22 protein-coding genes are annotated in these 26,735 nt (G+C 65.2%); 15 read left to right on the top strand and 7 right to left on the bottom strand.

The window, feature by feature from the left end; all coding sequences use genetic code 11:
- Position 1 precedes the first annotated feature (1 nt).
- The 3 genes from ispH to DWG20_RS08945 all read left to right on the top strand — a co-directional run bounded on the left by ispH (position 2) and on the right by DWG20_RS08945 (position 4,545).
- Positions 2–940, top strand: a complete 939-nt coding sequence (gene ispH / locus DWG20_RS08935; protein ID WP_115433486.1) for a 4-hydroxy-3-methylbut-2-enyl diphosphate reductase — start codon at positions 2–4, stop codon at positions 938–940.
- Positions 941–1,088: 148 nt separating this feature from the next.
- Positions 1,089–2,984: a molecular chaperone HtpG gene (htpG, locus tag DWG20_RS08940; RefSeq protein ID WP_115433487.1), complete on the top strand. Its 1,896-nt coding sequence runs from the start codon at positions 1,089–1,091 to the stop codon at positions 2,982–2,984.
- A 379-nt stretch (positions 2,985–3,363) separates the two neighbouring features.
- On the top strand, positions 3,364–4,545 hold the full coding sequence (locus DWG20_RS08945; RefSeq protein ID WP_181880881.1) for a porin: 1,182 nt from the start codon (positions 3,364–3,366) through the stop codon (positions 4,543–4,545).
- A gap of 137 nt (positions 4,546–4,682) precedes the next feature.
- On the opposite strand, the gene DWG20_RS08950 is transcribed toward DWG20_RS08945, so the two are convergent.
- From DWG20_RS08950 to aceA, 7 genes are all read right to left on the bottom strand, one after another.
- Positions 4,683–5,294 carry a glutathione S-transferase N-terminal domain-containing protein gene (locus DWG20_RS08950; RefSeq protein ID WP_115433489.1) on the bottom strand — a complete coding sequence of 204 codons (612 nt, stop codon included), beginning with the start codon at positions 5,292–5,294 and terminating at the stop codon, positions 4,683–4,685.
- 31 nt (positions 5,295–5,325) lie between these two features.
- A complete protein-coding gene (locus DWG20_RS08955; RefSeq protein WP_115433490.1) occupies positions 5,326–6,015 on the bottom strand; it encodes an SIMPL domain-containing protein in 690 nt (229 codons plus the stop codon).
- 100 nt (positions 6,016–6,115) lie between these two features.
- Positions 6,116–6,910: an ABC transporter ATP-binding protein gene (locus DWG20_RS08960; protein WP_115433491.1), complete on the bottom strand. Its 795-nt coding sequence runs from the start codon at positions 6,908–6,910 to the stop codon at positions 6,116–6,118.
- On the bottom strand, positions 6,907–7,845 hold the full coding sequence (locus tag DWG20_RS08965) for an ABC transporter permease (protein WP_115433492.1): 939 nt from the start codon (positions 7,843–7,845) through the stop codon (positions 6,907–6,909). Before DWG20_RS08965 ends, DWG20_RS08960 begins: the two co-directional genes overlap by 4 nt.
- A 64-nt stretch (positions 7,846–7,909) precedes the next feature.
- Positions 7,910–8,890: an ABC transporter substrate-binding protein gene (locus tag DWG20_RS08970; protein ID WP_115433493.1), complete on the bottom strand. Its 981-nt coding sequence runs from the start codon at positions 8,888–8,890 to the stop codon at positions 7,910–7,912.
- A 274-nt stretch (positions 8,891–9,164) separates the two neighbouring features.
- Positions 9,165–10,763, bottom strand: a complete 1,599-nt coding sequence (aceB, locus tag DWG20_RS08975; protein ID WP_115433494.1) for a malate synthase A — start codon at positions 10,761–10,763, stop codon at positions 9,165–9,167.
- A gap of 137 nt (positions 10,764–10,900) precedes the next feature.
- A complete protein-coding gene (gene aceA, locus DWG20_RS08980) occupies positions 10,901–12,193 on the bottom strand; it encodes an isocitrate lyase (protein ID WP_115433495.1) in 1,293 nt (430 codons plus the stop codon).
- Between the two features lie 441 nt (positions 12,194–12,634).
- Between aceA and grpE the strand changes: the two genes are divergently transcribed.
- From grpE to glyS, 12 genes are all read left to right on the top strand, one after another.
- A complete protein-coding gene (gene grpE / locus DWG20_RS08985; RefSeq protein ID WP_115433496.1) occupies positions 12,635–13,171 on the top strand; it encodes a nucleotide exchange factor GrpE in 537 nt (178 codons plus the stop codon).
- Between the two features lie 109 nt (positions 13,172–13,280).
- Positions 13,281–15,206, top strand: coding sequence for a molecular chaperone DnaK (dnaK, locus tag DWG20_RS08990; RefSeq protein WP_115433497.1), 1,926 nt, complete (start codon positions 13,281–13,283; stop codon positions 15,204–15,206).
- Between the two features lie 125 nt (positions 15,207–15,331).
- Positions 15,332–16,465 carry a molecular chaperone DnaJ gene (gene dnaJ, locus DWG20_RS08995; protein ID WP_115433498.1) on the top strand — a complete coding sequence of 378 codons (1,134 nt, stop codon included), beginning with the start codon at positions 15,332–15,334 and terminating at the stop codon, positions 16,463–16,465.
- Positions 16,466–17,050: 585 nt separating this feature from the next.
- On the top strand, positions 17,051–18,550 hold the full coding sequence (locus DWG20_RS09000) for an alanine/glycine:cation symporter family protein (protein WP_115433499.1): 1,500 nt from the start codon (positions 17,051–17,053) through the stop codon (positions 18,548–18,550).
- Between the two features lie 96 nt (positions 18,551–18,646).
- Positions 18,647–18,946, top strand: coding sequence for a hypothetical protein (locus tag DWG20_RS09005; protein WP_115433500.1), 300 nt, complete (start codon positions 18,647–18,649; stop codon positions 18,944–18,946).
- A 55-nt stretch (positions 18,947–19,001) separates the two neighbouring features.
- Positions 19,002–20,003 carry a porphobilinogen synthase gene (gene hemB / locus DWG20_RS09010; RefSeq protein ID WP_115433501.1) on the top strand — a complete coding sequence of 334 codons (1,002 nt, stop codon included), beginning with the start codon at positions 19,002–19,004 and terminating at the stop codon, positions 20,001–20,003.
- Between the two features lie 108 nt (positions 20,004–20,111).
- Positions 20,112–21,323: a glycine C-acetyltransferase gene (locus DWG20_RS09015; RefSeq protein ID WP_115433502.1), complete on the top strand. Its 1,212-nt coding sequence runs from the start codon at positions 20,112–20,114 to the stop codon at positions 21,321–21,323.
- A gap of 13 nt (positions 21,324–21,336) precedes the next feature.
- A complete protein-coding gene (tdh, locus tag DWG20_RS09020) occupies positions 21,337–22,365 on the top strand; it encodes an L-threonine 3-dehydrogenase (RefSeq protein ID WP_115433503.1) in 1,029 nt (342 codons plus the stop codon).
- Positions 22,366–22,495: 130 nt separating this feature from the next.
- A complete protein-coding gene (locus DWG20_RS09025) occupies positions 22,496–23,239 on the top strand; it encodes a substrate-binding periplasmic protein (RefSeq protein WP_181880882.1) in 744 nt (247 codons plus the stop codon).
- A gap of 103 nt (positions 23,240–23,342) precedes the next feature.
- The gene (gene glyQ / locus DWG20_RS09030) at positions 23,343–24,236 is read left to right on the top strand and encodes a glycine--tRNA ligase subunit alpha (RefSeq protein ID WP_181880883.1); all 894 of its coding nucleotides are present in this window, start codon (positions 23,343–23,345) and stop codon (positions 24,234–24,236) included.
- A complete protein-coding gene (locus DWG20_RS09035) occupies positions 24,236–24,667 on the top strand; it encodes a surface-adhesin E family protein (RefSeq protein ID WP_115433505.1) in 432 nt (143 codons plus the stop codon). The genes glyQ and DWG20_RS09035 overlap by 1 nt, the downstream gene beginning before the upstream one ends.
- On the top strand, positions 24,664–26,724 hold the full coding sequence (gene glyS / locus DWG20_RS09040; RefSeq protein ID WP_115433506.1) for a glycine--tRNA ligase subunit beta: 2,061 nt from the start codon (positions 24,664–24,666) through the stop codon (positions 26,722–26,724). The genes DWG20_RS09035 and glyS overlap by 4 nt, the downstream gene beginning before the upstream one ends.
- The last annotated feature ends 11 nt before the right edge of the window (positions 26,725–26,735 follow it).

Here is a 26,735-nt window from a genome sequence, read left to right on the forward strand (position 1 = left end):
CATGACACAGACCCTCAACATCATGCTCGCCAACCCGCGCGGCTTCTGCGCCGGCGTCGACCGCGCGATCGCCATCGTCGAGCGCGCGCTCGAGCTGTTCGGCGCGCCGATCTACGTGCGGCACGAGGTGGTGCACAACCGCTTCGTCGTCGAGACGCTGAAGGAAAAGGGCGCGGTGTTCATCGAGGACCTCGCCGACGTGCCGGCGGGCGCGACGCTGATCTACTCGGCGCACGGCGTGCCGCTGTCGGTGCGCGCCGAGGCCGAGTCGCGCGGCTTGAAGGTGTTCGACGCGACCTGTCCGCTCGTCACCAAGGTGCATGTCGAGGTGAAGAAGATGCGCGAGGCCGGCCTCGAGATCGTGATGATCGGCCACGCCGGCCACCCGGAAGTCGAGGGCACGATGGGCCAGAGCGACGGCGGCATGCACCTGGTCGAAACCGCCGCCGACGTCGCGACGCTCGAAGTCAACGACGCGGACAAGCTCGCCTACGTCACGCAGACGACACTGTCGGTCGACGAGACGCGCGAGATCGTCGACGCGCTGCGCGCGCGCTTCCCGTCTATCCAGGGTCCGAAGAAGGACGACATCTGCTACGCGACGCAGAACCGCCAGGACGCGGTGAAGGCGCTGTCGGCCGAGTGCGACGTCGTCGTCGTGGTCGGCTCGCCGAACAGCTCCAATTCGAACCGGCTGCGCGAAGTCGCCGCGCTGTTGGGCGTCGACGCCTACATGGTCGACAACGCCGGCTTGCTCGATCCATCGTGGTTCGCCGGCAAACAGAAGGTCGGCGTCACCGCCGGCGCCAGCGCGCCCGAGGTGCTGGTGCAGGCGGTGATAGCCCGCATCCGGACGCTGGGCGATGGCGGCGACGTGGTCGAACTGGACGGCGTCGAGGAAAACACGACGTTTGCGCTGCCGGCGGGTCTGCGTCAGTAAAAGCGCGCTTCGCGCTATCAGTCTATAAGCTCGGCCAACCTTTGAGGGTTGGCCGAGCTTTTTCATGTGCCGCGTAGCCGGGGATTGAAAAGAGCCGCGCCGACCCTATCTTTCGCGCATCGTCGACCAACCACTGACAAGCACAAGCATGAGCACCGTGACCGAAACCCTGGGCTTTCAGACCGAAGTCAAACAACTGCTGCAGTTGATGATCCACTCCTTGTACTCGAACAAGGAGATCTTCCTGCGCGAACTGATCTCGAACGCGTCCGACTCCGCCGACAAGCTGCGCTTCGAGGCGATCGCGAAGCCCGAACTGTACGAAACCGACGGCGAGCTCAAGATCGGCATCGCGCTCGACAAGGACGCGCGCACCGTCACTATCAGCGACAACGGCATCGGCATGAGCCGAGACGAGGCGATCGAGCACCTGGGGACGATCGCCAAGTCCGGCACGCGCGCCTTCTTCGACCAGCTTACCGGCGACGACAAAGAGGACGCCAACCTGATCGGCCAGTTCGGCGTCGGCTTCTACTCGGCCTTCATCGTCGCCGACAAGGTGGTGGTAGAGAGCCGCCGCGCCGGGCTGCCGGAATCCGAAGGCGTGCGCTGGGAATCCGAAGGGCACGGCGAGTTCTCGGTGTCGGCCGTCAGTAAGCCTGCCCGCGGCACCGAGATCGTGCTGCACCTGAAGGCCGGCGACGACGATTTCCTCGACGACTGGCGCGTGAAGGGCGTGGTGCGCAAGTATTCCGACCACATCTCGATCCCGATCGAGATGAAGAAGGGCAATGTTTACGGCGAAAACGGCGAGGTGGTCGTCTCCGACGAGTTCGAGGCGGTGAACCAGGCGTCGGCGCTGTGGACGCGCAGCAAGAGCGAGATTAGCGACGAGCAGTACACCGAGTTCTACAAGCACGTCGCGCACGACTTCACCGAGCCGCTGGCGTGGAGCCATGCGCGCGTCGAGGGACGCCAGGAGTACACCGAACTGTTGTACCTCCCGTCGCGCGCGCCGTTCGACCTGTACGAACGCGAACGCAAGCAGGGCGTGAAGCTCTACGTGCGCCGCGTGTTCATCATGGAAGACACCGAAAAGCTGATGCCGCACTACCTGCGCTTCGTTCGCGGGGTGATCGACAGCAACGACCTGCCGCTTAACGTCAGCCGCGAGATCCTGCAGGAGAGCCGAGACATCGACACCATCCGCGCCGGCTGCGTGAAGAAGGTGCTCGGCCTGCTCGAAGACCTCTCGGCCAACCAGGCCGACAAGTACGCGACCTTCTGGCGCGAATTCGGCCAGGTGCTGAAGGAAGGGGTTGGCGAGGACTTCTCGAACAAGGAGCGCATCGCCAAGCTGTTGCGCTTTTCGACCACGGCCAGCGATGAACAGGCCGTGTCGCTCGCCGACTACGTCGGCCGCATGAAGGACGGCCAGGACAAGATCTACTACATCACCGCCGACACGCAGGCCGCCGCGAAGCACAGCCCGCACCTCGAAGTGTTCAGGAAGAAGGGCATCGAGGTACTGCTGCTGACCGACCGCGTCGACGAGTGGCTGGCCGCCCACCTGACCGAGTTCGACGGCAAGCCGCTGGTGTCGGTCGCCAAGGGTGAGCTCGATCTCGGCAAGCTCGAGGACGAGGCCGACAAGGCCGCGCAACAGGCCGCCGAAACCGCCGCCCGGCCGGTGATAGCCAAGCTCAAGGGCGTGCTTGGCGACAAGGTCGCCGAGGTGCGCGCGACCGCGCGCCTGACCGACAGCCCGGCCTGCCTCGTCAACCCGGAACACGGCATGAGTTCGCATCTGGAGCGTCTGTTGAAATCGGCCGGCCAGGACGTGCCAAGCAGCAAACCGACGCTGGAGATCAACCCCGAGCACCTGCTGGTGCAGCGCCTGGCGGCGGAGCAGGACGGCGAGCGCATCGGCGACCTGGCCGAGGTGCTGTTCGACCAGGCCTTGCTGGCCGAAGGCGGCAAGCTCGACGACCCGGCCGGTTTCGTGAAACGCGTGAACAAGCTGATGCTCGAACTGTCCCGTTGAGCGATTAACCGTTCTATAAAGAAAACAGCGACCTGATATAGGGTCGCTGTTTTTTTATGGGCATCATAAAAACCGAAAATATCTTCATGGTGAGCTAATTGCCGGCAAGTTGATGCTTTTTGGTTACACTCGCAAGCTGCTGTTGCAATTACACAACTAACCGGCGGCGCAAAAACCTAGATAAATCAGGGTTTACCACAGCGTCGACGACGATTGCTTAAAAAAAGTGTCGCAAAAAAAAACATGCCTTTTGAGTCCGCGCGCGTTTTGGCCCTATAGTGGTCCCACTCCCGCAGCACAAAATAGCTTCGCATGGAGAGATTGGCGAACCGGCTGACCGGACCCCATGAAACACACACGCACTACGGAGAATAGAGTCATGAACAAGAAACTGATCGCCCTGGCCATCGCCACCCTGCCGGCCGTCGCCATGGCCGACGTGACCATCTACGGCCGCCTTGTCGGCGGCATCGAGCGCGACTCGATCACGCAGAACCAGAATGGTGTACAGCTCACGGCCGATAGCCAAGGTAACGTCACCGGCGCCACCGCCACCCCGAACAAAAAATCGACCCAGACCAACGTAGAAGACTACCTGTCGTGGATCGGCTTCAAGGGCCAGGAAGACCTCGGCAACGGCCTGAAGGCGATCTGGCAGGTCGAGAACTACATCGCGATCGACGGTACCGGTACGACTTTCCACAACCAGGGTACGTTCGCTTCGCGCGACTCCTTCGTCGGCCTGGCCGGCGGCTTCGGTAAAGTGCGCCTCGGCAAGCTGACCAACGCGCAGCGCGACATGTTCGACCTCGACGTGTGGAACAACTCGAACGGCGCCAACGCGCTCGACATCTTCAAGCGCGTCGCCTACCGCCCGAACAACTCCATCCGCTACGACTCGCCGGACTTCGCCGGCTTCAGCGGCAGCCTGCTGTGGGGGGCGGGCGAGAACAAAAATGCCGGTGCGGCAACCAACCCGAGTGGCAAGTCGTCTGACGTGGTGAACGCCGGCCTGAACTACCGCAACGCGGGCTTCTTCGCCCAGTACGGCTATGACAAGCGTAAAAATGCTAACAGCCCGTTCGGCAACCCGGAAGGCAAAGCGGCTTCCGCGCACACCGTGGAAGCCGGTTACGGCGCCGACGGCCTGCTCGTGAGCGCAGGCTTCCAGCGCACCAAGGGCTACCACTGGTCTGACCGCGCCTACTTCAACGAAACCGGCGGTTTCGCGACCGGCGCCGCCGATAGCCTGAGAACGCGCGAAGTGGCGCTGACCGCGGCCTACTCAATCGGCGCGTGGACGCCGAAAGTGTCGCTGGCCAAGGGCTTCGACCAGAAAGACGTTGACGGCAAGGTGAACGACAGCGGCTACAAACAGTACATCCTGGGCGTGGACTATGCGCTGTCGAAGCGCACCAAGCTGAGCGCGGCCTACGGCCACCTGTCGTTTGGCGAGAATGCGGACTACGCTGCGGCCAGCGGCAACGGTCCGTCGATCGACAACCTGCTCAACGTGAAAAAGCAAAGCACCACCTCGCTGAGCGTGGAACACTGGTTCTAAGCCAGCCTGCTCGGCGCGAAGTCAGTCTATTTAAAGGGAGGCCAACGGCCTCCCTTTTTTTCATGCGGCTCCCACATGCGCCACAGGCAAAAAAGCCGTCGAAGATCGACGGCTTTTTCGCGCCCGCTCGGGCCGTGTCAGATGACTGGCGGCACGGTCTCGGCGAACGACGGGCGCGCCTCGAGCTTCTGCTGCAACGCGGCCAGGTTAGGGTGGCGCTCCTTCCACGCCAGCTCGGGGAAGCGGAAGTCGAGGTAGCCGAGGCAGACGCCGACCGCGATGTCGGCGATGCCGTAGGCGTCGCCGTTGCACCACAGCTTGTCGCCGAGGTCGGCCGACAGTTGGGCGACGCCGCGTTCGACCTTGCCTTGCTGGCGTGCGATCCATTCCGGGCTCTGCTGCACGTGGGAGCGGCGTTTTTCGACGACGACGGCCGCTGCAGCGTCGCAGATGCCGTCGGCCAGCGCTTCCCAGCGGCGCGCGCCGAGCAGCGTGCGCGTGTCCTGCGGGAACAGCCGCGACACCGGCGAGATCGTGTCGAGGTATTCGACGATCACGCGCGAGTCGAAGATCGCGCTGCCGTCGTCGAGCACCAGCACCGGCACCTTGCCCAGCGGGTTGTACTGCGGCACGACGGTGTCGAGCGCCCACGGCTGCGTCTCCTCGAGCGGGCAGTCGATCTTTTTCTCGAGGAGGGCGATGCGCACCTTGCGGGCGAACGGGCTGGTCAGCGAAGCGATCAGTTTCATGATGGTGAACGGCGCGAAGAGGAGGGGCTTCTCAATTCAATTCTACCTTGCCCGACACCTCGACGGAAATCGTACTCTTGCCAGCCTGCCAGGTCGGCGGCGTGACGTCGGCTTCCATCGCCGGCGCGGCGGCCTTGTACATCGCGACCGGGTAGGGGACGACGCGCCCCTGCTCACCGAGCGTCAGTTCCTTGACGCTGATCGCCGGCTTGTCGATGGCTCGGCCAACCTCGGCGGCGCGCGCCTTGAATGCGCGGATCGCCTCGGGGATCAGCGCGGCCTCGGTCGCACGGCGCGCCTTGTCCGACACGCCGAACTGCACGTTCTCGAGTTGCAGATAGCCCTGCAGACGGCCGATCAGTGTCGCGAGTTCGGGCGTCTGCGGACCGCTGACCCTGATCTCGCCGCGACCCTGCCAGCCGCTGATGCGGCCGTTGCGGTCGTACTGCGGCCAGGTGCGCACCTGGCCGCCGCTGACGTCGACGCCCTTGAGCTTGCCGGCTTCGGCCAGCCCCTGCTTGAGCGTGCGGTTCAGCTTGTCGGCGAGGCGCGCCGGGTCGCTCTGGCCGTCCTGTGCGTAGAGCGTCGCGTTGATCTGATCGTTGTCGACCTCGCGCTCGGCGCTGCCCGACAGCGACAGCAGCGTCGATTCTGCGGCGGCGTAGGCGGGCATCGCGGTGCCCAGGGCGAAGCTCAGGAACAGCGGGTGCAGTGAACGCATGGATATCCTTTCGTCATGGCTTGCGACAGGGTAGGGCAAAAACAAAGCTCGGCCAACCCTAGGACAGGTTGGCCGAGCTTTTAGTTTGCGCCGGCTGGGATCAGCCGAGCAGCAGCGCGTCGTCCGAGATCGCCTCGCCGCGCACGCGCTCGAACATCGCCAAGAGGTCGGGCACGTCCATGCGCGAGCGCTCGTCGCCGGCGACGTCGAGCACCACGCGTCCCTGATGCAGCATGATGGTGCGGTCGCCGTGGTCGAGCGCCTGGCGCATCGAGTGCGTCACCATCAGCGCCGTCATCTTCTGCTCGCCGACGATCTGGTTGGTCAGTTCGAGCACGAAGGCGGCGGTGCGCGGGTCGAGCGCGGCGGTGTGCTCGTCGAGCAGTAGGATCTGCGACGGCTGCAGCGACGCCATCAACAGGCTGACTGCCTGACGCTGGCCGCCCGACAGCAGGCCCATGCGGTCCGCCAGCCGGTCTTCGAGGCCGAGCTTCAGCGTCGCGAGCTTGCTGCGGAAGTAGTCGCGCTCGGACGCGTTGGCGGCGACGCGAAAGCCGCGGCGCTGGCCGCGGCTCATCGCCAGCGCCAGGTTCTCCTCGATGGTCAGCCCCTCGCAGGTGCCGGCCATCGGGTCCTGGAACACGCGGGCGACGAGGCCGGCTCGCTGCCACGCGTTCAGGCGTGTGACGTCGCGGCCGGCGATCTCGAGCTTGCCTTCATCGACGATCAAATCGCCGCTGATCGCGTTCAGGAAGGTCGACTTGCCGGCGCCGTTGCTGCCGATCACGGTGACGAACTGGCCCTGCGGGATGTCGAGGTCGAGGCCGCGCAGCGCGCGCGTCTCGATCGGGCTGCCGGGGTTGAAGGTCTTGGTCAAGCCGGTCGCGCGCATCATTTGGCGGCCTCCTTCTTGTTCTGCGAGGTCGGCTCGACGTTGGCCGAGCGTTTCTTCGGCATCAGTTTGCGTTTGATCTTCGGCAGCACCAGCGCGAAGCCGACCAGCACGGCGGTGATCAGGTTCAGGTCCTGCGCCTGCAGGCCGATGAAGTCGGCGTTCAGCGCCAGCGCGATGAACAGGCGGTAGAGCAGCGCGCCGAGCGCGGCGGCGAGCGTCACGAGGTAGATCGCGCGCGCCGGCAGGATGGTCTCACCGATGATGACCGCGGCGAGGCCGACGACGATGGTGCCGATGCCCATCGAGATGTCGGCGCCGCCCTGCGTCTGCACGTAGAGCGCGCCGGCGAGCGCGACCAGCGCGTTCGACAGCGCCATGCCGGCCAGCACCATGCGGTCGGTTGGGATGCCCTGCGAGCGCGCCATGCGCGCATTGGCGCCGGTGGCGCGCATCGCGAGGCCGGACTGCGACACGAAGTAGCCGTCGAGCACCAGCTTGACCAGCAAGACGATGCCGACCAAGAGCAGCGGCTGCAGCCATGCCTGCGCGTCGAAGTTGTCGCCGACGATCTGGCTGAACACGGTCGCCTCGCCGATCAGCGCCACGTTCGGCGCGCCCATGATGCGCAGGTTGACCGAGTAAAGGCCGATCATCACCAGGATGCTGGCGAGCAACTGCAGGATGCCGAGCCTGACGTGCAGCCACGCGGTGACGAAACCGGCGCCGGCGCCGGCGAGCATGCCGCAGAAGGTCGCGAGCCACGGGTCGTGGCCGCCGACTATCATGATCGCGGCGACCGCGCCGCCCAGCGGGAAGCTGCCGTCGGCGGTCAGGTCGGGGAAGTTGAGGATGCGGAAGGAGATCAGGACGCCTAGCGCGACCAGGGCAAATATCAGCCCGATCTCGAGCGCGCCGAGCAGGGAAATCATCGACATGGGGTGGCCTCGTCAATACAGAAACCGCCCGGGCCCTCGTGGGGCCGGGCGGGACGTCAAATGCTTACTTCACGACTTCTTTGGCTTCTTTGACGAGCGCCGGCGACAGTTTCACGCCCTGCTTCTCGGCGGCGCCGGTGTTGACCATCAGGCTGAGCGACTTGCCGGTCTCGGGAGCGATCGCGCCCGGCTTTTCACCCTTGAGGATGCGCACCACGATCTTGCCGGTCTGGCGGCCCATCTCGTAGTAGTTCATGCCGTAGGCGGCGACCGCGCCGCGCTTGACGCTGTCGGTGTCGGCGGCGATGAGCGGCAGCTTGGCCGATTCGGCGACGCGCAGCAGCGACTCGTACGCCGACACGACGTTGTTGTCGGTGCTGGTGTACACGACGTCGGCCTTGCCGATCAGGCTCTTGGCGGCCGACGGGATGTCGACGGTGCGCGGTGCGGCCGCTTCGACGAGGCTCATGCCGCGCTTGGCCAGTTCAGCCTTCAGCTGCTTGACGACGATGACCGAGTTCACTTCGCCCGGGCTGTACACCATGCCGACGCGGCGGGCGTCCGGCTTCACCTTCTTGATCAGGTCGACCTGCGGCCCCAGCGGCAGCATGTCGGACACGCCGGTCACGTTGCTGCCCGACGGCTTCCAGTCCTTCACCAGCTTGGCGGCGACCGGGTCGGTCACGGCGGTGAACACCACCGGGATCGAGCGGGTGGCGGCGACCAGCGCCTGTGCGCTCGGCGTCGCGATCGCGACGATCACGTCCGGCTTGTCGCCGATGAACTTGCGCGCGATCTGGCCGGCGGTGGCGGCGTTGCCCTGCGCGCTCTGGAACTGGTACTTGAGCGACTTGCCCGGCTCGAAGCCCGCGGCCTTGAGTTCGTCCTCGACCCCCTTGCGCGCGGCGTCTAGCGCCGGGTGTTCGACGATGGCGGTGACCGCCACCGACTTCATTTCGGCGGCGTAGGCACCGCCACAGAGGGAGAGGCCGGCGAGTGCGGCCAGCGTGGACGACAGGATCAGGCGACGCGAAAAACTGTGCATGTACAACTCCTTTGTATGAGTCTTGACTCGCTTCGGCTTCAGGCCCGCGTTGGTTGATTTTTTGCGCGGACCTTGCTTTTGACATCTTTCGCCAAGCGAGCCGCAATTTTATTGCAAAATCGTGAAGTGTTTTCCCTCGCTCTGGGTGGATAATTCCAAAAATAATGAAAATTTAAACGATTGTTTCTTGACGCGCGCGAAAAAGAAAAAAGGCGGCCAAAACGCTTGGCCGCCTTGATACGTCGTGCCTAAATGAGGCACGGTTATAACTTTATTACTGCAGGTAGTCGTAACCCGGCAGCGTCAGGAATTCGACGAACTCGTCGGCCACCGTCAGCTCGGCGAACATGCGGGCCGCGTCTTCGTACTGACGGGTCCACTTGGCGCCGTATTCGGCCTTTAGCTTGGCCACTTCATCGGCCTGCAGTTCGGAGACCAGTTCGTGCGTCACCTTGCGGCCGTCTTCCAGCACGCCTTTCGGGCTGCGGATCCACTGCCAGATCTGCGCGCGCGAGATCTCGGCGGTGGCGGCGTCTTCCATCAGGTTGTGGATCGGCACCGCGCCGGAGCCGGAGATCCACGCGCCGAGGTACTGGATGCCGACGTTGATGTTCATGCGCAGGCCGGCCTCGGTGATCGGGGTTTCCGGCTGGAAGTTCAACAGGTCGGCGGCGACCACGTTCACGTCGTCGCGCTGCTTGTCGATCTGGTTCGGCTTGTCGCCGAGCACCGCGTCCCAGGCGGCCATCGCCACCGGCACCAGGCCCGGGTGAGCGACCCAGCCGCCGTCGTAACCGTCGGCCGCGTCGCGATCCTTGTCGGCGCGCACGCCGGCCAGCGCTTTTTCGTTGGCTTCCGGATCGTTCTTGATCGGGATCAGCGCCGACATGCCGCCCATCGCGGAGGCCTTGCGCTTGTGGCAGGTCTTGATCAGCAAGAGCGCGTACGAACGCATGAACGGCACGGTCATGTTGATCTGCGAACGGTCGGCCAGGCAGAAGTCCTTGTTCTTCTTGAACTTCTTGATGCAGCTGAAGATGTAGTCCCAGCGGCCGGCGTTCAGGCCGGCGGAGTGCTCACGCAGCTCATACAGGATCTCGTCCATCTCGAAGGTGGCGACGATGGTCTCGATCAGCACGGTGCCCTTGATGGTGCCGTGCGCGACGCCGAGCTCGTCCTGGGCGAAGCAGAAGATCTCGTTCCACAGGCGGGCTTCGAGATGCGATTCCATCTTCGGCAGGTAGTAGTAGGTCGCCGAACCCTTGTCGACCAGGTACTGGATGTTGTGGAAGAACGACAGCGCGAAGTCGAACATCGCGCCCGAGGCGATCTCGCCGTCGATCTTCACGTGCTTTTCCATCAGGTGCCAGCCGCGCGGGCGCACGAGCAGGGTCGCGATGGTGTCGTTGAGCTTGTATTCCTTGCCTTGCGGCGAGGTGAAGCTGATGGTCCTGCGGTAGGCGTCGCGGACGTTGATCTGGCCGTTGATCTGGTTTTCCCAGCTCGGGCAGTTCGCGTCTTCGAAGTCGGTCATGAAGATCTTGGCACCGGAGTTCAGCGCGTTGATCATCATCTTGCGCTCCACCGGGCCGGTGATCTCGACGCGGCGGTCGAGCAGATCCTTGGGCAGCGGCGCGATCGTCCAGTCGCCTTCGCGGATAGCGCGGGTTTCGGGCAGGAAATCGGGCAGTTCGCCGGCGTCGAGGCGCTTCTGGCGCTCGACGCGGGCGGCCATCAGTTCGCGGCGGCGCGGCTCGAATTTGCGGTGGATCTTGGCGACAAAATCCAGCGCCTCGGGCGTCAGGATTTCGGCAAATTCGGACGTGACGTTGCCTAGGAGCTCAATGCCGGCAGAGTAGGTAGGATGAGTCATGCGTTAGTTCCTGATGATTTCTTCGGGCGGTAATCCGCCTCTTTCCTGGGGTTGGCCGAATGCGAAAGCCGCGCCAGGCGTCGTTAGACACCTGCGCGCGGCGCATTTCCCACGCTAGGACAATCGTTATTGTTTTGTCAGTGGAACTGGGCCTCTTCGGTAGAGCCCTTCAGCGCGGTGGTCGAGCTTTGACCGCCCTGGATGGTCTGCGTGACCGAGTCGAAGTAGCCGGTGCCCACTTCGCGCTGATGCTTCACCGCGGTGAAGCCGCGTTCGGCGGCGGCAAACTCTTTTTGCTGCAGTTCCACAAAAGCGGACATGTTCTCACGAGCGTAGCCATAAGCCAAGTCAAACATCGAGTAGTTGAGGCTGTGGAAACCGGCCAGCGTGATGAACTGGAATTTGTAGCCCATCGCGCCGAGCTCGCGCTGGAAACGCGCGATCGTCGCGTCGTCTAGGTTCTTCTTCCAGTTGAACGACGGCGAGCAGTTGTAAGCCAGCATCTTGCCCGGGAACTGGGCGTGGATCGCCTCGGCGAACTGGCGCGCGTATTCGAGGTCCGGCTTGCCGGTTTCGCACCAGATCAGGTCGGCGACCGGGGCGTAGGCGAGGCCGCGCGAGATCGCCTGTTCGAGACCCGGCTTCACGCGGTAAAAGCCTTCAACGGTGCGTTCCCCGGTGCAGAACGGGCGGTCGTTCTCGTCGACGTCGGAGGTCAGCAAATCGGCCGCTTCGGCGTCGGTGCGCGCGATCAGCACGGTCGGTACGCCGAGCACGTCGGCGGCCAGGCGCGCAGCGGTCAGCTTCTCGACCGCCTCGCGCGTCGGCACCAGTACCTTGCCGCCCATGTGGCCGCATTTCTTCACCGACGCGAGCTGGTCTTCGAAGTGCACGCCGGCGGCGCCCGCCTCGATCATGCCCTTCATCAGTTCGAAGGCGTTGAGCACGCCGCCGAAGCCCGCTTCGGCGTCGGCGACGATCGGCAGGAAGTAGTCGACATAGCCTTCGTCGCCGGCTTCCAGACCCTCGGAATGCTGGATCTGATCGGCGCGCTGGAAGGTGTTATTGATGCGGCGCACCACGGACGGCACCGAGTTGGCCGGGTAGAGCGACTGGTCCGGGTACATCTCGGCGCCGAGGTTAGCATCGGCGGCGACCTGCCAGCCGGACAGATAGACGGCCTTCAGGCCGGCCTTGGCCTGCTGCATCGCCTGGCAGCCGGTCAGCGCGCCGAGCGCGTTGATGAAGGACTCGTTGCTGATGCTGTCCCACAGTTTTTCGGCGCCGTGGCGGGCGAGGGTCTGTTCGACTTGCAGCGAGCCGCGCAGACGGTCGACGTCCGCTGCGGTGTAGTTGCGGGTGATGCCTTTCCAGCGCGGGTTTTCGTCCCAGTCTTTTTGGATGGCAGCGATGCGTTGTTCGCGGTTCATAGTGTAATCCCCTAAATCTCGTGTTGATTCAAGATGTGCCGGCGGGCGGCACGCCTCAGCCTGTGGGAGGACCGCTGGGTCAGCGGTCCGGCGAGGGACGACGAAGGAGTGTTTACGTCGACCGCAAGAGGGGCGAAACCCAGGCCGGATAAGGCTTTCAGCCTCGCCCTGTGCTGCGGTGGTGTGAAAAGATTAAATCACAAAAAAATCGCGATGTGTGCGCTGCAGCACAAAAAAAGTAACGCATTTTCATATGCAAACATTCCTGTTTTTAAGCGAAAAAAATCGACCCGGGCAAACGGTTCGAAAATGCAAATATTGCGTTGCAATATGAGCGAACTCCTATACAAGAGCGGCGAACGTCGCGGGGGCTTGAACTGGCGGCCAAAGCCCCTACTTAGGAAAAGACTTTGAAGAACCCCCTTACCCGAGGATGGTGTGATGCAAGAGAACACGAACCCGATCGACGAATTGCAAAAAGCCGCCGAGGCCGAAACGTTGGCCGAGCCGACCAACGCGCCCGAAGGCGACGACCGGGTGGCGCAACTGGAAGCGGAAGTGGCCGAACTGAAGGACCAGTTCCTGCGTACGCGCGCCGAGATGGACAACCTGCGCCGCCGTAGCGCCGAAGAGGTGATGAACGCGCAGAAGTACGCGATCAACAAGTTCGCGCAGGAGCTCTTTTCGGTGAAGGACAGTCTTGAAATGGCGCTGCTGGACCAGAGCGGCCAGTTCGACGCCTTGAAGTTCGGCGTCGATCTGACGCTCAAGCAGCTCGCGTCGGCGTTCGAGAAGGCGCAGATCGTCGAACTGAACCCGGTCGGCGAGAAACTCGACCCGCACAAGCACCAGGCGATCAGCGCCGAGGCATCGGACGCCGAAGCGAACACGGTCGTGCGCGTGATGCAGAAGGGTTACCAGGTCGCCGACCGCGTGCTGCGCCCGGCGATGGTGGTGGTGTCCAAGGGCCAGGAATAAAGGCCCTCTTGAAATCGTGGACGACGCCACGACTTAGCAACACATGATGCGACAAGCCGACGTGAAAAAGCTCCCGGCTAGCCGCAAGAAACACGAAAAGGATTGAAATATGGGCAAAATCATCGGTATTGACCTGGGTACGACCAACTCCTGCGTGGCCGTGGTTGAAGGCGACCAGGCGCGCGTGATCGAGAACGCCGAAGGCGCTCGCACCACGCCGTCGATCATCGCCTACATGGAAGACGGCGAGATCCTGGTCGGCGCGCCGGCCAAGCGCCAGGCGGTCACCAACCCGAAGAACACCCTCTACGCGGTGAAGCGCCTGATCGGCCGCCGCTTCGAGGACAAAGAGGTCCAGAAGGACATCGAGCTGATGCCCTTCCAGATCACCAAGGCCGGCAACGGCGACGCGTGGGTGAAGGTGCGCGACCAGGAAATGGCGCCGCCGCAGATCTCCGCCGAGATCCTGCGCAAGATGAAGAAGGCCGCCGAGGACTACCTGGGCGAGGAAGTGACCGAGGCGGTGATCACCGTGCCGGCCTACTTCAACGACAGCCAGCGTCAGGCGACCAAGGACGCCGGCCGCATCGCCGGCCTGGAAGTGAAGCGCATCATCAACGAACCGACCGCCGCGGCGCTCGCGTTCGGCATGGACAAGCACGAGAAGGGCGATACCAAGATCGCCGTGTATGACCTGGGCGGCGGTACCTTCGACATCTCGATCATCGAGATCGCCGATGTCGACGGCGACAAGCAGTTCGAAGTGCTCGCGACCAACGGCGACACCTTCCTCGGCGGCGAAGACTTCGACCAGCGCGTGATCGACTACATCGTGACTGAGTTCAAGCGCGAACAGGGCGTCGACCTGAAGAATGACGTGATGGCGCTGCAACGTCTGAAAGAAGCGGCCGAGAAGGCCAAGATCGAGCTGTCGAGCGCCGCGCAGACCGAGGTGACTCTGCCGTACATCACGATGGACGCGACCGGCCCGAAACACCTGGCGATGAAGATCACCCGCGCCAAGTTCGAATCGCTGGTCGAGGACCTGATCGCGCGTACGATCGAGCCGTGCCGCGTCGCGCTGCAAGACGCCGGCCTGAAAGTGACCGACATCCACGACGTGATCCTCGTCGGCGGCCAGACCCGCATGCCGAAGGTGCTCGAGAAGGTGAAGGAATTCTTCGGCCAGGAACCGCGTCGTGACGTGAACCCGGACGAAGCCGTCGCCGTCGGCGCCGCGATCCAGGGCTCGGTGCTCGCCGGTGACCGTACCGACGTGCTGCTCTTGGACGTGACCCCGCTGTCGCTCGGCATCGAGACGCTCGGTGGCGTGATGACCAAGCTGATCCAGAAGAACACCACGATCCCGACCAAGGCGAGCCAGGTGTTCTCGACCGCCGAAGACAACCAGAACGCGGTGACCATCCACGTGCTGCAGGGCGAGCGCGAGCGCGCTTCGGCCAACAAGTCGCTCGGCCAGTTCAACCTGTCGGACATTCCGCCGGCGCAGCGCGGCATGCCGCAGATCGAAGTGACCTTCGACATCGACGCTAACGGCATCCTGCACGTGAACGCCAAGGACAAGGCGACCGGCAAGGAGAACAAGATCACCATCCAGGCGTCTTCGGGTCTGTCTGAGGAAGAGATCCAGCGCATGGTGAAGGACGCCGAGGCGAACGCCGAGGAAGACAAGAAGCTGCACGAACTGGTGCAGGCGAAGAACCAGGGTGAGGCGTTGATCCACTCGGTGAAGAAATCGCTGACCGACTACGGCGACAAGATCTCCGCCGAAGAGAAGTCGGCGATCGAAGCCGCGTTGCACGACGCCGAAGAGGCGCTCAAGGGCGAAGACAAGGAAGCGATCGACGCCAAGGTGCAGGCGCTGATGACCGCGTCGCACAAGTTGGCCGAGCAGATGTACGCTGAGCAGGGCGCCGACGCCGGCGCGCAGCAGACCCAGCCGGGCGCGGGCGCATCGGCCGGCAAGCAGGACGACGACAACGTGGTCGACGCCGAATTCAAGGAAGTGAAGTAAGCGTCGGGCGTGAGCCGATACGCAGGGGGCCGCGCCACGCGCGCGCCCCTGTTTTTTATGGCGGAACCTTGCGATCGACGTCGGTCGCAAGCGGCGGCGTCAGGCAATAAACAGGCAAATCAAGCATGGCAAAGCGCGATTACTACGAAGTGCTCGGTCTGGCGAAGAACGCCAGCGAAGACGAGATCAAGAAGACTTATCGCAAGCTGGCGATGAAGTACCACCCGGACCGCAATCCGGACAGCCACGAGGCCGAAGAGAAGTTCAAAGAGGTCAAGGAGGCGTACGAGATACTGTCCGAGCCGGAAAAACGCGCCGCGTACGACCAGTTTGGTCACGCCGGCGTCGACCAGCAGGCCGGCATGGGCGGCGGCGCGGGCGGCTTCGGCGGCTTCGGCGACGCGTTCGCCGACATCTTCGGCGACATCTTCGGCGGCCGTGCCGGCGGCGGCGGCGGCGGTGGACGGTCCAACGTCTACCGCGGCGCCGACCTGCAGTACAACCTCGAACTCAGCCTCGAGGACGCGGCCCGTGGCTGCGAGCGTCAGCTCGAATTCCAGGTGATGGAAGAGTGCGACACCTGCCACGGCAGCGGCGCCAAACCCGGCACGCAGCCGAAGACCTGCTCGACCTGCGGCGGCCACGGCCAGGTGCGCCTGAGCCAGGGCTTCTTCTCGATCCAGCAGACCTGCCCGACCTGCCACGGCAGCGGCAAGCAGATCACCGACCCGTGCGGCGCCTGCCACGGCGGCGGGCGCGTGCGCAAGAACCGCAAGCTCAACGTCAAGATCCCGGCCGGCATCGACGACGGCATGAAGATCCGCAACGCGGGCCAGGGCGAACCGGGCACCAACGGCGGCCCGGCCGGCGACCTCTACGTGCAGATCCACCTGAAGCCACATCCGGTGTTCCGCCGCGATGGCCAGAACCTGCACTGCGAAATGCCGATCTCGTTCGCGACCGCGGCGCTCGGCGGCGAGGTCGACATCCCGACGCTGGAAGGCATGGCAAGGCTGAAGATCCCGGCCGAGACGCAGACCGGCAAGGTGCTGCGCTTGCGCGGCAAGGGCGTGAAGTCGGTGCGCGGTGCCGACTACGGCGACCTGATGTGCCACGTGGTGGTCGAGACGCCGGTCAACCTGACCGAGCGCCAGAAGGAGCTGTTGCGTGAGTTCGAGGCGGTCGCCGAAGGCGACACCGTCAACCACAACCCGCGCGCCAAGTCGTTCATGGACAAGTTGCGCGAGTTCTTCGACTGAGCGCGGGCGACCCCACCCGAAACGGCAACCGGAGACGGTTGCCGTTTTTGCTTTGGCGGTGCGGCAAAGCTCGGCCAACGTTCGGGGCTCGACCATGGACGCGCCGACGAGTTCGAGCACGCCGGCGGCGAAGACAGCGAGGTAGCCGTAGCGGGCGAGCAACACCGACACGGCGGGCGTCCTCGGTGAACGGCGGCGGGCGCGGCGGTTTTGTGCACGTGCTGTTTCGAGCTTGATCGCAAAGCCTTGCTCGGGGCCGTGGCGCGGCGGCCCGGCCTGGCTGGGGTCGGCGCTGCCGCGGCGCCGGCGTTCGGGGTGGAAAAGGTCGCGGAACGACTAAAAATCGCTGCATTGCAACATGCGCGCGCCGGGCAAAAGCGCGGGTTATTCCTCGTTGGTCGTGACGGGTGGATACAATATTTTGCATCCCTGCATTGGAGGCCCGACCCGATCGAATCGTCGGGGACCCCGGCACGCATGAAAACTAAAGGCCGGCCGGAGCATCATCCGGACCGAGCCGGATACGCGTGGCGCCGCCCTACCGGGCGGCACTGCTGTCGAAGCAGAAATAGAGGAACTCACACAATGAACGAGTTGGTGAACTGGATTAACGGCTATATCTGGAGCCCGGCGCTGATCTACCTGTGCCTGGGCGTCGGGCTGTACTTCTCGCTGCGCGGGCGCTTCCTGCAGGTGCGGCACGTGAAGGAAATGGTGCGGCTGATGTTCGACGGCAAGAGCTCGGACAGCGGCGTGTCGTCGTTCCAGGCGCTGGCGATGACGCTGGCCGGCCGCGTCGGCACCGGCAACATCGCCGGCGTGGCGACCGCGATCACCTTCGGCGGTCCGGGCGCGGTGTTCTGGATGTGGATGATGGCCTTCCTCGGCGCGAGCTCGGCCTTCGTCGAATCGACGCTCGGCCAGATCTACAAGGAAAAGATCAACGGCGAATACCGCGGCGGCCCGGCCTTCTACATCGAGAAGGGCCTCGGCATGAAGCGCTACGCGCTGGTGTTCGCGATCGCGACCATCTTCGCCTGCGGCGTGCTGCTGCCGGGCGTGCAGGCCAACAGCATCGCCGCCGGCTTGCAGACCGCGATGGGCGTCACCCCCGAGGTAACCGCAGGCATCCTCGCCGTGATCCTCGGCTTCATCATCTTCGGCGGCGTGAAGCGTATCGCGTCGTTCGCCGAGGTGGTGGTGCCGTTCATGGCGATCGGCTACGTCCTCGTCGCCGTCGCGATCGTCGCGTTGAACATCGACCAGCTGCCGTCGGTGCTGGCGCTGATCCTGAAAAGCGCCTTCGGCATGGACGCCGGTTTCGGCGCGATCCTGGGTCTGGCGATCCAGTGGGGCGTGAAGCGCGGCGTGTACTCGAACGAAGCCGGCCAGGGCACCGGCCCGCACGCGTCGAGCGCCGCCGCCGTCACCCACCCTGCCAAGCAGGGCCTGGTGCAGGGCTTCTCGGTCTACGTCGACACGCTGTTCGTGTGCTCGGCGACCGCCTTCATGCTCCTGATCACCGGCAAGTACAACGTGCAGGGCCCGGACGGCTCGGCGATGTTCACCGGCCTCTCTGGCGTGGCCGCCGGTCCGGGCTATACGCAGGACGCGCTCGAGTCGATCATGCCGGGCTTCGGTTCGATCTTCGTCGCGGTGGCGCTGTTCTTCTTCGCGTTCACGACCATCGTCGCGTACTACTATATTGCTGAGACCAATATCGTCTACATCAACCGCAAGGTGCACCGCCCGTGGCTGACCCACGTGCTGAAGGTGGCGATCGTCTCGTCGACCATCTACGGCGCGGTGAAGACCGCCGAAGTGGCGTGGGGCCTGGGCGACATCGGCGTCGGCCTGATGGCGTGGCTGAACATCACCGCCATCCTGCTGCTGCAGAAGCCGGCATTCGCCGCGCTGCGCGACTACGAGGCGCAGAAGAAGGCCGGCCTCGACCCGGTGTTCGACCCGGTCAAGCTCGGCATCAAGGGCGCCGACTACTGGGTCGGCGGCAAGGGCGACAAAGAAGGCAAGGGCGAGGCGTCCGCGCCGCTCGGCCAACCCGTGCGCGACAGCCGCGGCAGCTAGCCCTGCCACGTGGCGGGCCGAGGGCCCGAGGAGTAAACTTCCAACACGCCGAGCGTTCGGCGTGTTTTTTTTTTCGTCCGTCGTCAGGCGCGAGTCATGACGGCGGACCCGGAAGGTTTCACCATGCAAGGTTTCAACTGGTTGTGGCTGCTCTTGATCGTCGGCCCCATCGTCACCGTGATCGGGACGCTGGCGCGCCTGGCGCGCAAAGAGCCGCCGCCCGATCTGCCCGACTCGGCCATCCCCGGCCGTCGCTTCGACGCCGACGCGCGCCGCGAGGCCACGCGCGCCGCGCTGGAAAAGCAGGGCAGACCGCGCACCTTGATCGAGCCCAGATCGGCCAAGCCGAAGACCGGCGGTGACGGTCATGACGATGACGGGAACTCGGCCGCTTGAGCCGCGTTCCTCGCCAGGTGGTTTCCAGCGTGATCATTTTTCCGACGAGAGCGACATGATTTTTGCCAACCGTGCCTTTCCTGCCGCGCGCCCGCGCCGCATGCGCCGCGACGACTTTTCCCGCCGCCTGATGCGCGAGAACGTACTGACCGCCAACGACCTGATCTACCCGGTATTCGTGCTCGAAGGCGAAAACCGCGAGCAGGCGGTGGCGTCGATGCCGGGCGTCACGCGCCAGAGCCTCGACAAGCTGCTCTTTACCGCCGAACAAGCGCTCGAACTCGGCATCCCGATGCTGGCGCTGTTCCCGGTGATCGAATCGGGCAAGAGCAACAATGCCGACGAGGCGTACAACCCGGACGGCCTGGTGCCGCGCGTGGTGCGCGAACTGAAGGCGCGCTTTCCGGAGCTGGGCGTGATGACCGACATCGCGCTCGACCCGTACACCGTGCACGGCCAGGACGGCGTGATCGACGACACGGGCTATGTGCTGAACGACGTCACCGTCGAAGTGCTCGAGCGCCAGGCGCTCTGTCACGCCGCGGCCGGCGTCGACGTGGTCGCGCCGAGCGACATGATGGACGGCCGCATCGGCGCGATCCGCGCGTCGCTCGAGGCCGACGGCTTTATTCACACGCGCATCATGGCCTACTCGGCCAAGTACGCGTCGGCGTTCTACGGCCCGTTCCGCGACGCGGTAGGCAGCTCGGCCAACCTCGGCAAGGCCGACAAGTTCACCTACCAGATGGACCCGGCCAACGGCGACGAGGCGCTGCAGGAGATCGCCTACGACCTGGCCGAGGGCGCCGACATGGTGATGGTGAAGCCGGGCATGCCGTATTTGGACGTGATCCGCCGCGTGAAGGACGAATTCAAGGTGCCGACCTTCGCCTACCAGGTGTCGGGCGAGTACGCGATGCTGAAGGCCGCCGGAGAGAACGGCTGGCTCGACGAGAAAGCGTGCATGCTCGAGAGCCTTACCGCGTTCAAGCGCGCCGGCGCCGACGGCGTGCTGACCTATTTCGCGCTCGACGCGGCGCGCGCGCTGAAAGGCTGACGACAGGTCTACAATCGAATCAAGCCGAACGGCCGATCCGGAAGATCCCGGAGGCGGCCGTTTTTGCGCGCGCCACCCGCGCGCCGATCCACTGCATCGGGGAGATTCATGAACCACACCTATCTGGCCCACCTGGAAGCGGAGCTCGCCCATCTGCGCGACGACGGATTCGAGAAGCACGAGCGCGTGATCGCCAGCCCGCAGGGCGCGCACATCCATCTGGCCGACAACGGCCGCACGCTGCTGAACTTCTGCGCCAACAATTATCTGGGCCTCGCCGACGACGCGCGGCTGATCGCCGCCGCCAAGGCCGGTCTCGACGCCTACGGCTACGGCTGCGCGTCGGTACGCTTCATCTGCGGCACGCAGACGGTGCACAAGGAGCTCGAAGGCGCGATCTCGGCCTTCCTCGGCACCGACGACACCATCCTGTATTCGAGCTGTTTCGACGCCAACGGCGGCGTGTTCGAGACGCTGTTGACCGACGACGACGCGGTGATCTCGGACGCGCTGAACCACGCGTCGATCATCGACGGCGTCAGGCTGTCGAAAGCGCGCCGCTACCGCTACGCCAACAACGACATGGTCGACCTCGAGGCGCAGCTGAAGGCGGCCGAGGAGGATGGCGCGCGCTTCAAGCTGATCGTCACCGACGGCGTGTTCTCGATGGACGGCATCGTCGCTGACCTTGCGGGCATCTGCGACCTGGCCGACCAGTACGGCGCGCTGGTGATGGTCGACGACTCGCACGCGGTCGGCTTCATGGGCGACACCGGCGCGGGTACACCCGAGCACTGCGGCGTCGCCGACCGGGTCGACCTCTACACCGGTACGCTCGGCAAGGCGCTCGGCGGCGCGTCGGGCGGCTACGTGTCGGGGCACGCGACGATGATCGCGCTGTTGCGCCAGCGTTCGCGGCCCTACCTGTTTTCCAACAGCCTCGCGCCGGCGATCGCCGCGGCCAGCCTCGAGGTGCTGAAGATCGTGAGCGAGGAGGGCGCCGTGCTGCGCGCGCGGCTCAAGACCAACGCCGAGCGCTTCCGCGCCGGCATGAGCGCCGCCGGCTTCACGCTGGTGCCGGGCGGGCATCCGATCATCCCGGTGATGCTCGGCGACGCGGCGCTCGCGGCCGGGATGGCGGCCAAGCTCTTGGAAGAGGGCGTGTACGTGACCGGCTTTTCCTACCCGGTGGTGCCGCGCGGCGCGGCGCGCATCCGCACGCAGATGTCGGCCGGCCACAGCGAGGCCGATATCGACGCCGCGATCGCCGCCTTCGCCAAGGTTGGCCGAGCCCTCGGCGTGATCCGTATCGACCGTTGAACAAGGGGACACCATGCGCGCACTCGCCAAACTGCAGGCCGGACCCGGGTTGACGCTGACGCGGCTCGCCCGCCCCGAGGTCGGCCACAACGACGTGCTGATCCGCATCACCAAGACCGCGATCTGCGGCACCGACCTCCACATCTGGAACTGGGACGAATGGGCGCAGAAGACCATCCCGGTGCCGATGCAGGTCGGCCACGAGTACGTCGGCGTGATCGAGGCGATGGGCTCCGAGGTCGAGGGCTTCAAGGTCGGCGACCGCGTGTCGGGCGAAGGCCACATCACCTGCGGCTACTGCCGCAACTGCCGCGCCGGGCGCCGCCACCTGTGCCGCAACACCGTCGGCGTCGGCGTGAACCGGCCCGGCGCCTTCGCCGATTACCTGGTCATTCCCGCGTTCAACGCCTTCCACATCCCCGACGAGATAAGCGACGACCTCGCGGCGATCTTCGACCCGTTCGGCAACGCGGTGCACACCGCGCTCGCGTACAACCTGGTCGGCGAGGACGTGCTGATCACCGGCGCCGGGCCGATCGGCATCATGGCCGCCGCGGTCGCGCGCTTCGTCGGCGCGCGCCACGTCGTCATCACCGACGTCAACGACTTCCGGCTCGAGCTCGCGCGGAAGATGGGCGCGAGCCGCACGGTGAACGTCGCGAGTGAGGACCTGAAGGCGGTGATGGCGGAACTCGGCATGCACGAGGGCTTCGACGTCGGCCTCGAGATGTCGGGCCACCCGGTCGCCTTCCGCCAGATGCTCGACGTGATGAACCACGGCGGCAAGGTCGCGCTGTTGGGCATCCCGCCGAGCGAGACGGCGATCGACTGGAACCAGGTGATCTTCAAGGGGCTGGAGATCCGCGGCATCTACGGGCGCGAGATGTTCGAGACCTGGTACAAGATGGTCGCGCTGTTGCAGTCGGGTCTCGACCTTTCTCCGATAGTCACCCATCACTTCCCGGTCGAACGCTACCAGGAAGGGTTCGACGCGATGCTGTCCGGCCGCTCGGGCAAGGTGGTGCTCGACTGGCGTGTGTAAGTGGGTAAAGCAAGGTTGGCCGAGCCTCGGCCAACCTTGTCGATGCCGGGCTTGCGCTAGGCCAATGTCATGGCTAACATCGGCGCCTCCTGTCCTTGTCTGGGAGCGGCATCGCTCGACGACCCCAACCATGTTTCGACGCTTTCTCGCCGGCGTGCTTGCCGCACTCTTCGCCCTGTCGACCGCGCACGCCGCGCCGTCGGCGCCGATGCGCGTCGGCGTGGAAAAGCTCGATTACTACCCTTTCTACGCCAGCGACGGCAAGCGCTACTGGGGCTACGCGCGCGACCTGATGGACGCTTACGCCGCGGCGCGCGGCCAGCGCTTCCACTACGAGCCGCTGCCGGTCGCCGAGCTGTTCCGGCTGTTTCTCGGCAGCGACCGGCTCGACTTCAAGTTTCCCGACAACCCGCGCTGGAGCGAGGCCGACAAGACGGGCAAGACGGTGCGCTACAGCCAGCCGGTCGGCGTGCTGACCGAGGGGCTGGTGGTGCGGCGCGCCGGGCTCGGCCAACCGTTGTCGCGGCTGCGCACCGTCGGCATCGTCAAGGGCTTCATGCCGAGTTCGATCGCGCGCGCGCTGCGTCGCGGCGAGATTTCCCTCGTAGAGAGCCCCAGCCTCGACGCGCTGTTCCAGCAACTGGCGATCGGCCGGCTCGACGCGGTCTACGTCGAACTGCAGGTCGCGCGCCAGCGCCTTGCCTTCCTGAAGCTCGACAAGCAGCTCGCGCCCGACCCGACCTTGCCGGCCGACCGCCACGAATTGCGTCTCTCCAGCCGCCTCCACCCCGAGCGCATCGCCGACTTCGACCGCTTTCTTGTCGACGACGCCGAACGCGTGCGCGAACTCAAGCGCCGCTACGGCCTGCTCTAGACGCTCCGTTCTCCTCGGCGTGGCGCGCTCGGGCGCGCTTGCTTTTCCGCTCTGGCGCTTAACAGTACAATCGGCGTTTATTTCTCCGACCGTCCATCGCCCTATGCTGACTTTCCAGGAAATCATCCTCACGCTGCAGCACTACTGGAACCGCCAGGGTTGCGCCTTGCTGCAGCCCTACGATACCGAAGTCGGTGCCGGCACCTCGCACACCGCCACCTTCCTGCGCGCGCTCGGCCCAGAGCCGTGGAACGCCGCCTATGTGCAGCCGTCGCGCAGGCCGAAAGACGGCCGCTACGGCGAGAACCCGAACCGGCTGTTCCAGCACCACCAGTTCCAGGTGGTGCTCAAGCCGTCGCCGCCGGACATCCAGGACCTCTACCTCGGTTCGCTCAAAGAGCTGGGCCTCGACCCGACCGTGCACGACATCCGTTTCGTCGAGGACGACTGGGAAAACCCGACGCTGGGCGCCTGGGGCCTCGGCTGGGAAGTATGGCTGAACGGCATGGAAGTGACGCAGTTCACCTACTTCCAGCAGGTCGGCGGCCTCGACTGCAAGCCGGTGCTCGGCGAGATCACCTACGGCCTCGAGCGGCTGGCGATGTACCTGCAGAACATCGAAAATGTCTACGAACTGGTGTGGACCCGCTTGCCGGACGGCACGCCGGTGACCTACGGCGACGTGTTCTTCCAGAACGAGGTCGAGCAGTCGAAGTACGCTTTCGAGCACAGCAACGTCGAGCTCTTGTTCCGCCAGTTCAACGACTACGAGGCGGAAGCCAAGCGTCTTTTGGACGCCGGCCTGCCGCTGCCGGGCTACGAGATGATCCTCAAGGCCGGCCACACCTTCAACCTGCTCGACGCGCGCGGTTCGATCTCGGTCACCGAACGCGCCGCCTACATCGGCCGCATCCGCAACCTGGCGCGCGGCGTGGCGCAGGCCTACTACGACTCGCGCGAAGCGCTCGGCTTCCCGATGCTCGCCAAGGCCGACTGATGACGCGCTGGCCGGCACTGATCGCCTTGCTCGCCGCTCCGCTCGCACACGCCGCCGACTGGCAGGTGTACGAAAGCGGCGACGCGCTCGAGCTTGCCATCGACCGCGACGCGGTCTGGCGCGAGAACGGGCTGGTCCATTTCGTGAACCAGGAGCGCTTTGCCGAGAAGCGGTACGACAAACGCTACGACGTTCGCTACGCCATCCGGCGCAGCGTCGGCTGGGCCGACTGCGAAAAGAGCCGCTACGCGCTGGTGTCGTCCAGCTACCACAGCGCCTCCGGGCGCTCGCTCTACGCGACGCTATTCCCGCTGCAGCGCTACAACCGCAGCTGGCAGCCCGTCTACGAGGGCTCGGTCGCCGACGCGATGTTGACGCGGGTGTGCGAGCTCGGCCGAAACGCTCCGAACAAGAAATCACCGAAACCATGAACGCAACCCTGCTGATCGAACTGTTTACCGAGGAACTGCCGCCCAAGGCGCTTCCCAAATTGGCGGCCAGTTTCGCCGACACCATCGCCGAGGAACTGAAGAAGCTGCAGTTCGTCGGAGAAGACGCCGAGGCGCATATCTTCGCCAGCCCGCGCCGTCTGGCGGTCAGCCTGCCGGCCGTGCTCGCGGTGCAACCCGAGCAGCACATCGTGCGCAAGGGCCCGTCGCTGGCCGCCGGCATGAAGGACGGTGCGCCGACGAAAGCCCTAGAAGGCTTTGCCCGCTCCTGCGGCGTCGACGTCAGCCAGTTGACCGTCAGCAACGACGGCAAGCAGGACGTGTACGCCTTCGAATCGACCAGGGCCGGCGAGCCGCTCGCCGCTGTGCTGTCGGGCATCGTCGCGCTGGCGCTGAAGAAACTGCCGGCACCCAAGCTGATGCGCTGGGCCGATCTGGACTACCAGTTCGTGCGCCCGGTGCACGGCCTGACGATGCTGCACGGCGCCGACGTGGTGCCGGGCGAGGTGCTCGGCTTTGCGAGCGGCCGCGTCACCGGCGGCCACCGCTTCCTGTCGGCCGGCGACGTGTCGATTCCCGACGCCGACAGCTACGCGCGCACGCTGTTCGAAGAGGGCAAGGTCGTCGCCAGCTTCGACGCACGCAGCAAGCTGGTGCGCACCCGTCTCGAAGACCACGCGAAGAAGCTTGGCGCGACCATCGCCGCCGACGACGCGCTGTTCGCCGAGGTGAGCGCGCTGGTCGAATGGCCGGCGGTGCTCGAGGCGGGTTTCGAGGAAGAATTCCTCGAGGTGCCGCAGGAATGCCTGATCCTGACCATGCAGCAGAACCAGAAATACTTCCCGCTCTTGGACGGCAACGGCAAGCTGATGAACCGCTTCCTCTTGGTGTCGAACATCGAGGCGGCCGACACTAGCCACGTGATCCACGGCAACGAGCGCGTGCTGCGCGCGCGCCTGTCCGACGCCAAGTTCTTCTTCGAGCAGGACCAGAAGCGCAAGCTCGACGCGCGCGTGCCGAAGTTGGCCGAGGTCGTCTACCACAACCAGATCGGCAGCCAGCTCGCGCGCGTCGCGCGCCTCGAGACGCTGGCGGGCGAGATCGCCAGCATGCTCGGCGCCGACCGTGCGCTCGCCGGCCGTGCCGCCTACCTCGCGAAGGCCGACCTGCTGACCGACATGGTCGGCGAGTTCCCCGAGCTGCAGGGCATCATGGGCCGCTACTACGCGCGGCTCGACGGCGAGCCGGTCGAGGTCGCCGACGCGATCGAGGACCACTACCGTCCGCGCTTCGCCGGTGACGAACTGCCGCACGGCGCGATCGCGCAGTCGGTCGCGCTGGCCGACAAGCTCGAGACCATCGTCGGCATCTGGGGCATCGGCCTGATCCCGACCGGCGACAAGGACCCGTTCGCGCTGCGCCGCGCCGCGCTCGGCGTCTTGCGCATGCTGCTCGACGCCCCGCTCGACGCGAAGGCGCTGCTCGAGGCCGCCGCCGCATCGTTCCCGGACGACAGGCTCTCGGCCAACGTCGCCGACGAGGTGTACGCCTTCATGCTCGAGCGGCTGAAGAACCTGCTGGCCGCCGAGCACCGCGGCGACGAGGTCGACGCGGTGCTCGCGCTGTCGCCGGCGCGTCTGGACGAAGTGCGCGCGGTGCTCGCCGCAGTCGCCGAATTCCGCCGCCTGCCGGAAGCGGCCGCGCTCGCCGCAGCCAACAAGCGCGTGAAGAACATCCTGAAGAAGGCCGAAGGCGCAGTCGGCGCGGTTGACGCCGCGCTTTTGTCCGAAGACGCCGAGCGCGCGCTGTCGGACGCGATCGAACAGCTGGCGCCTCAAGTGGAAGCCAAGTTCGCCGCGCACGACTTCACCGGCGCGCTGACGCTGCTCGCCGGCCTGAAGGCCCCGGTCGACTCTTTCTTCGATTCGGTGATGGTGATGGCCGACGACGCGGCGGTGCGTGCCAACCGCATCGCGCTGCTCTCGCGTCTGTCGGGCCTGTTCAACCGCGTGGCCGACATCTCCTTGCTGGCCGACTGAAGCTGCCAGGG

This window comes from Crenobacter cavernae, assembly GCF_003355495.1.
Taxonomy (GTDB): Bacteria; Pseudomonadota; Gammaproteobacteria; order Burkholderiales; family Chromobacteriaceae; genus Crenobacter; species Crenobacter cavernae.

What these genes read in the sequence shown, in the direction of transcription:
- glyQ (WP_181880883.1), top strand. Translation starts at nt 23,343, where the DNA reads ATGCTGACTTTCCAGGAAATCATCCTCACGCTGCAGCACTACTGGAAC.
- DWG20_RS08955 (WP_115433490.1), bottom strand. Translation starts at nt 6,015, where the DNA reads ATGCGTTCACTGCACCCGCTGTTCCTGAGCTTCGCCCTGGGCACCGCG.
- ispH (WP_115433486.1), top strand. Translation starts at nt 2, where the DNA reads ATGACACAGACCCTCAACATCATGCTCGCCAACCCGCGCGGCTTCTGC.
- DWG20_RS09025 (WP_181880882.1), top strand. Translation starts at nt 22,496, where the DNA reads ATGTTTCGACGCTTTCTCGCCGGCGTGCTTGCCGCACTCTTCGCCCTG.
- DWG20_RS08960 (WP_115433491.1), bottom strand. Translation starts at nt 6,910, where the DNA reads ATGATGCGCGCGACCGGCTTGACCAAGACCTTCAACCCCGGCAGCCCG.
- tdh (WP_115433503.1), top strand. Translation starts at nt 21,337, where the DNA reads ATGCGCGCACTCGCCAAACTGCAGGCCGGACCCGGGTTGACGCTGACG.
- DWG20_RS08965 (WP_115433492.1), bottom strand. Translation starts at nt 7,845, where the DNA reads ATGTCGATGATTTCCCTGCTCGGCGCGCTCGAGATCGGGCTGATATTT.
- DWG20_RS09035 (WP_115433505.1), top strand. Translation starts at nt 24,236, where the DNA reads ATGACGCGCTGGCCGGCACTGATCGCCTTGCTCGCCGCTCCGCTCGCA.
- aceA (WP_115433495.1), bottom strand. Translation starts at nt 12,193, where the DNA reads ATGAACCGCGAACAACGCATCGCTGCCATCCAAAAAGACTGGGACGAA.
- DWG20_RS08950 (WP_115433489.1), bottom strand. Translation starts at nt 5,294, where the DNA reads ATGAAACTGATCGCTTCGCTGACCAGCCCGTTCGCCCGCAAGGTGCGC.
- grpE (WP_115433496.1), top strand. Translation starts at nt 12,635, where the DNA reads ATGCAAGAGAACACGAACCCGATCGACGAATTGCAAAAAGCCGCCGAG.
- dnaJ (WP_115433498.1), top strand. Translation starts at nt 15,332, where the DNA reads ATGGCAAAGCGCGATTACTACGAAGTGCTCGGTCTGGCGAAGAACGCC.
- DWG20_RS08945 (WP_181880881.1), top strand. Translation starts at nt 3,364, where the DNA reads ATGAACAAGAAACTGATCGCCCTGGCCATCGCCACCCTGCCGGCCGTC.
- glyS (WP_115433506.1), top strand. Translation starts at nt 24,664, where the DNA reads ATGAACGCAACCCTGCTGATCGAACTGTTTACCGAGGAACTGCCGCCC.
- aceB (WP_115433494.1), bottom strand. Translation starts at nt 10,763, where the DNA reads ATGACTCATCCTACCTACTCTGCCGGCATTGAGCTCCTAGGCAACGTC.
- htpG (WP_115433487.1), top strand. Translation starts at nt 1,089, where the DNA reads ATGAGCACCGTGACCGAAACCCTGGGCTTTCAGACCGAAGTCAAACAA.
- DWG20_RS09000 (WP_115433499.1), top strand. Translation starts at nt 17,051, where the DNA reads ATGAACGAGTTGGTGAACTGGATTAACGGCTATATCTGGAGCCCGGCG.
- hemB (WP_115433501.1), top strand. Translation starts at nt 19,002, where the DNA reads ATGATTTTTGCCAACCGTGCCTTTCCTGCCGCGCGCCCGCGCCGCATG.
- dnaK (WP_115433497.1), top strand. Translation starts at nt 13,281, where the DNA reads ATGGGCAAAATCATCGGTATTGACCTGGGTACGACCAACTCCTGCGTG.
- DWG20_RS08970 (WP_115433493.1), bottom strand. Translation starts at nt 8,890, where the DNA reads ATGCACAGTTTTTCGCGTCGCCTGATCCTGTCGTCCACGCTGGCCGCA.
- DWG20_RS09015 (WP_115433502.1), top strand. Translation starts at nt 20,112, where the DNA reads ATGAACCACACCTATCTGGCCCACCTGGAAGCGGAGCTCGCCCATCTG.
- DWG20_RS09005 (WP_115433500.1), top strand. Translation starts at nt 18,647, where the DNA reads ATGACGGCGGACCCGGAAGGTTTCACCATGCAAGGTTTCAACTGGTTG.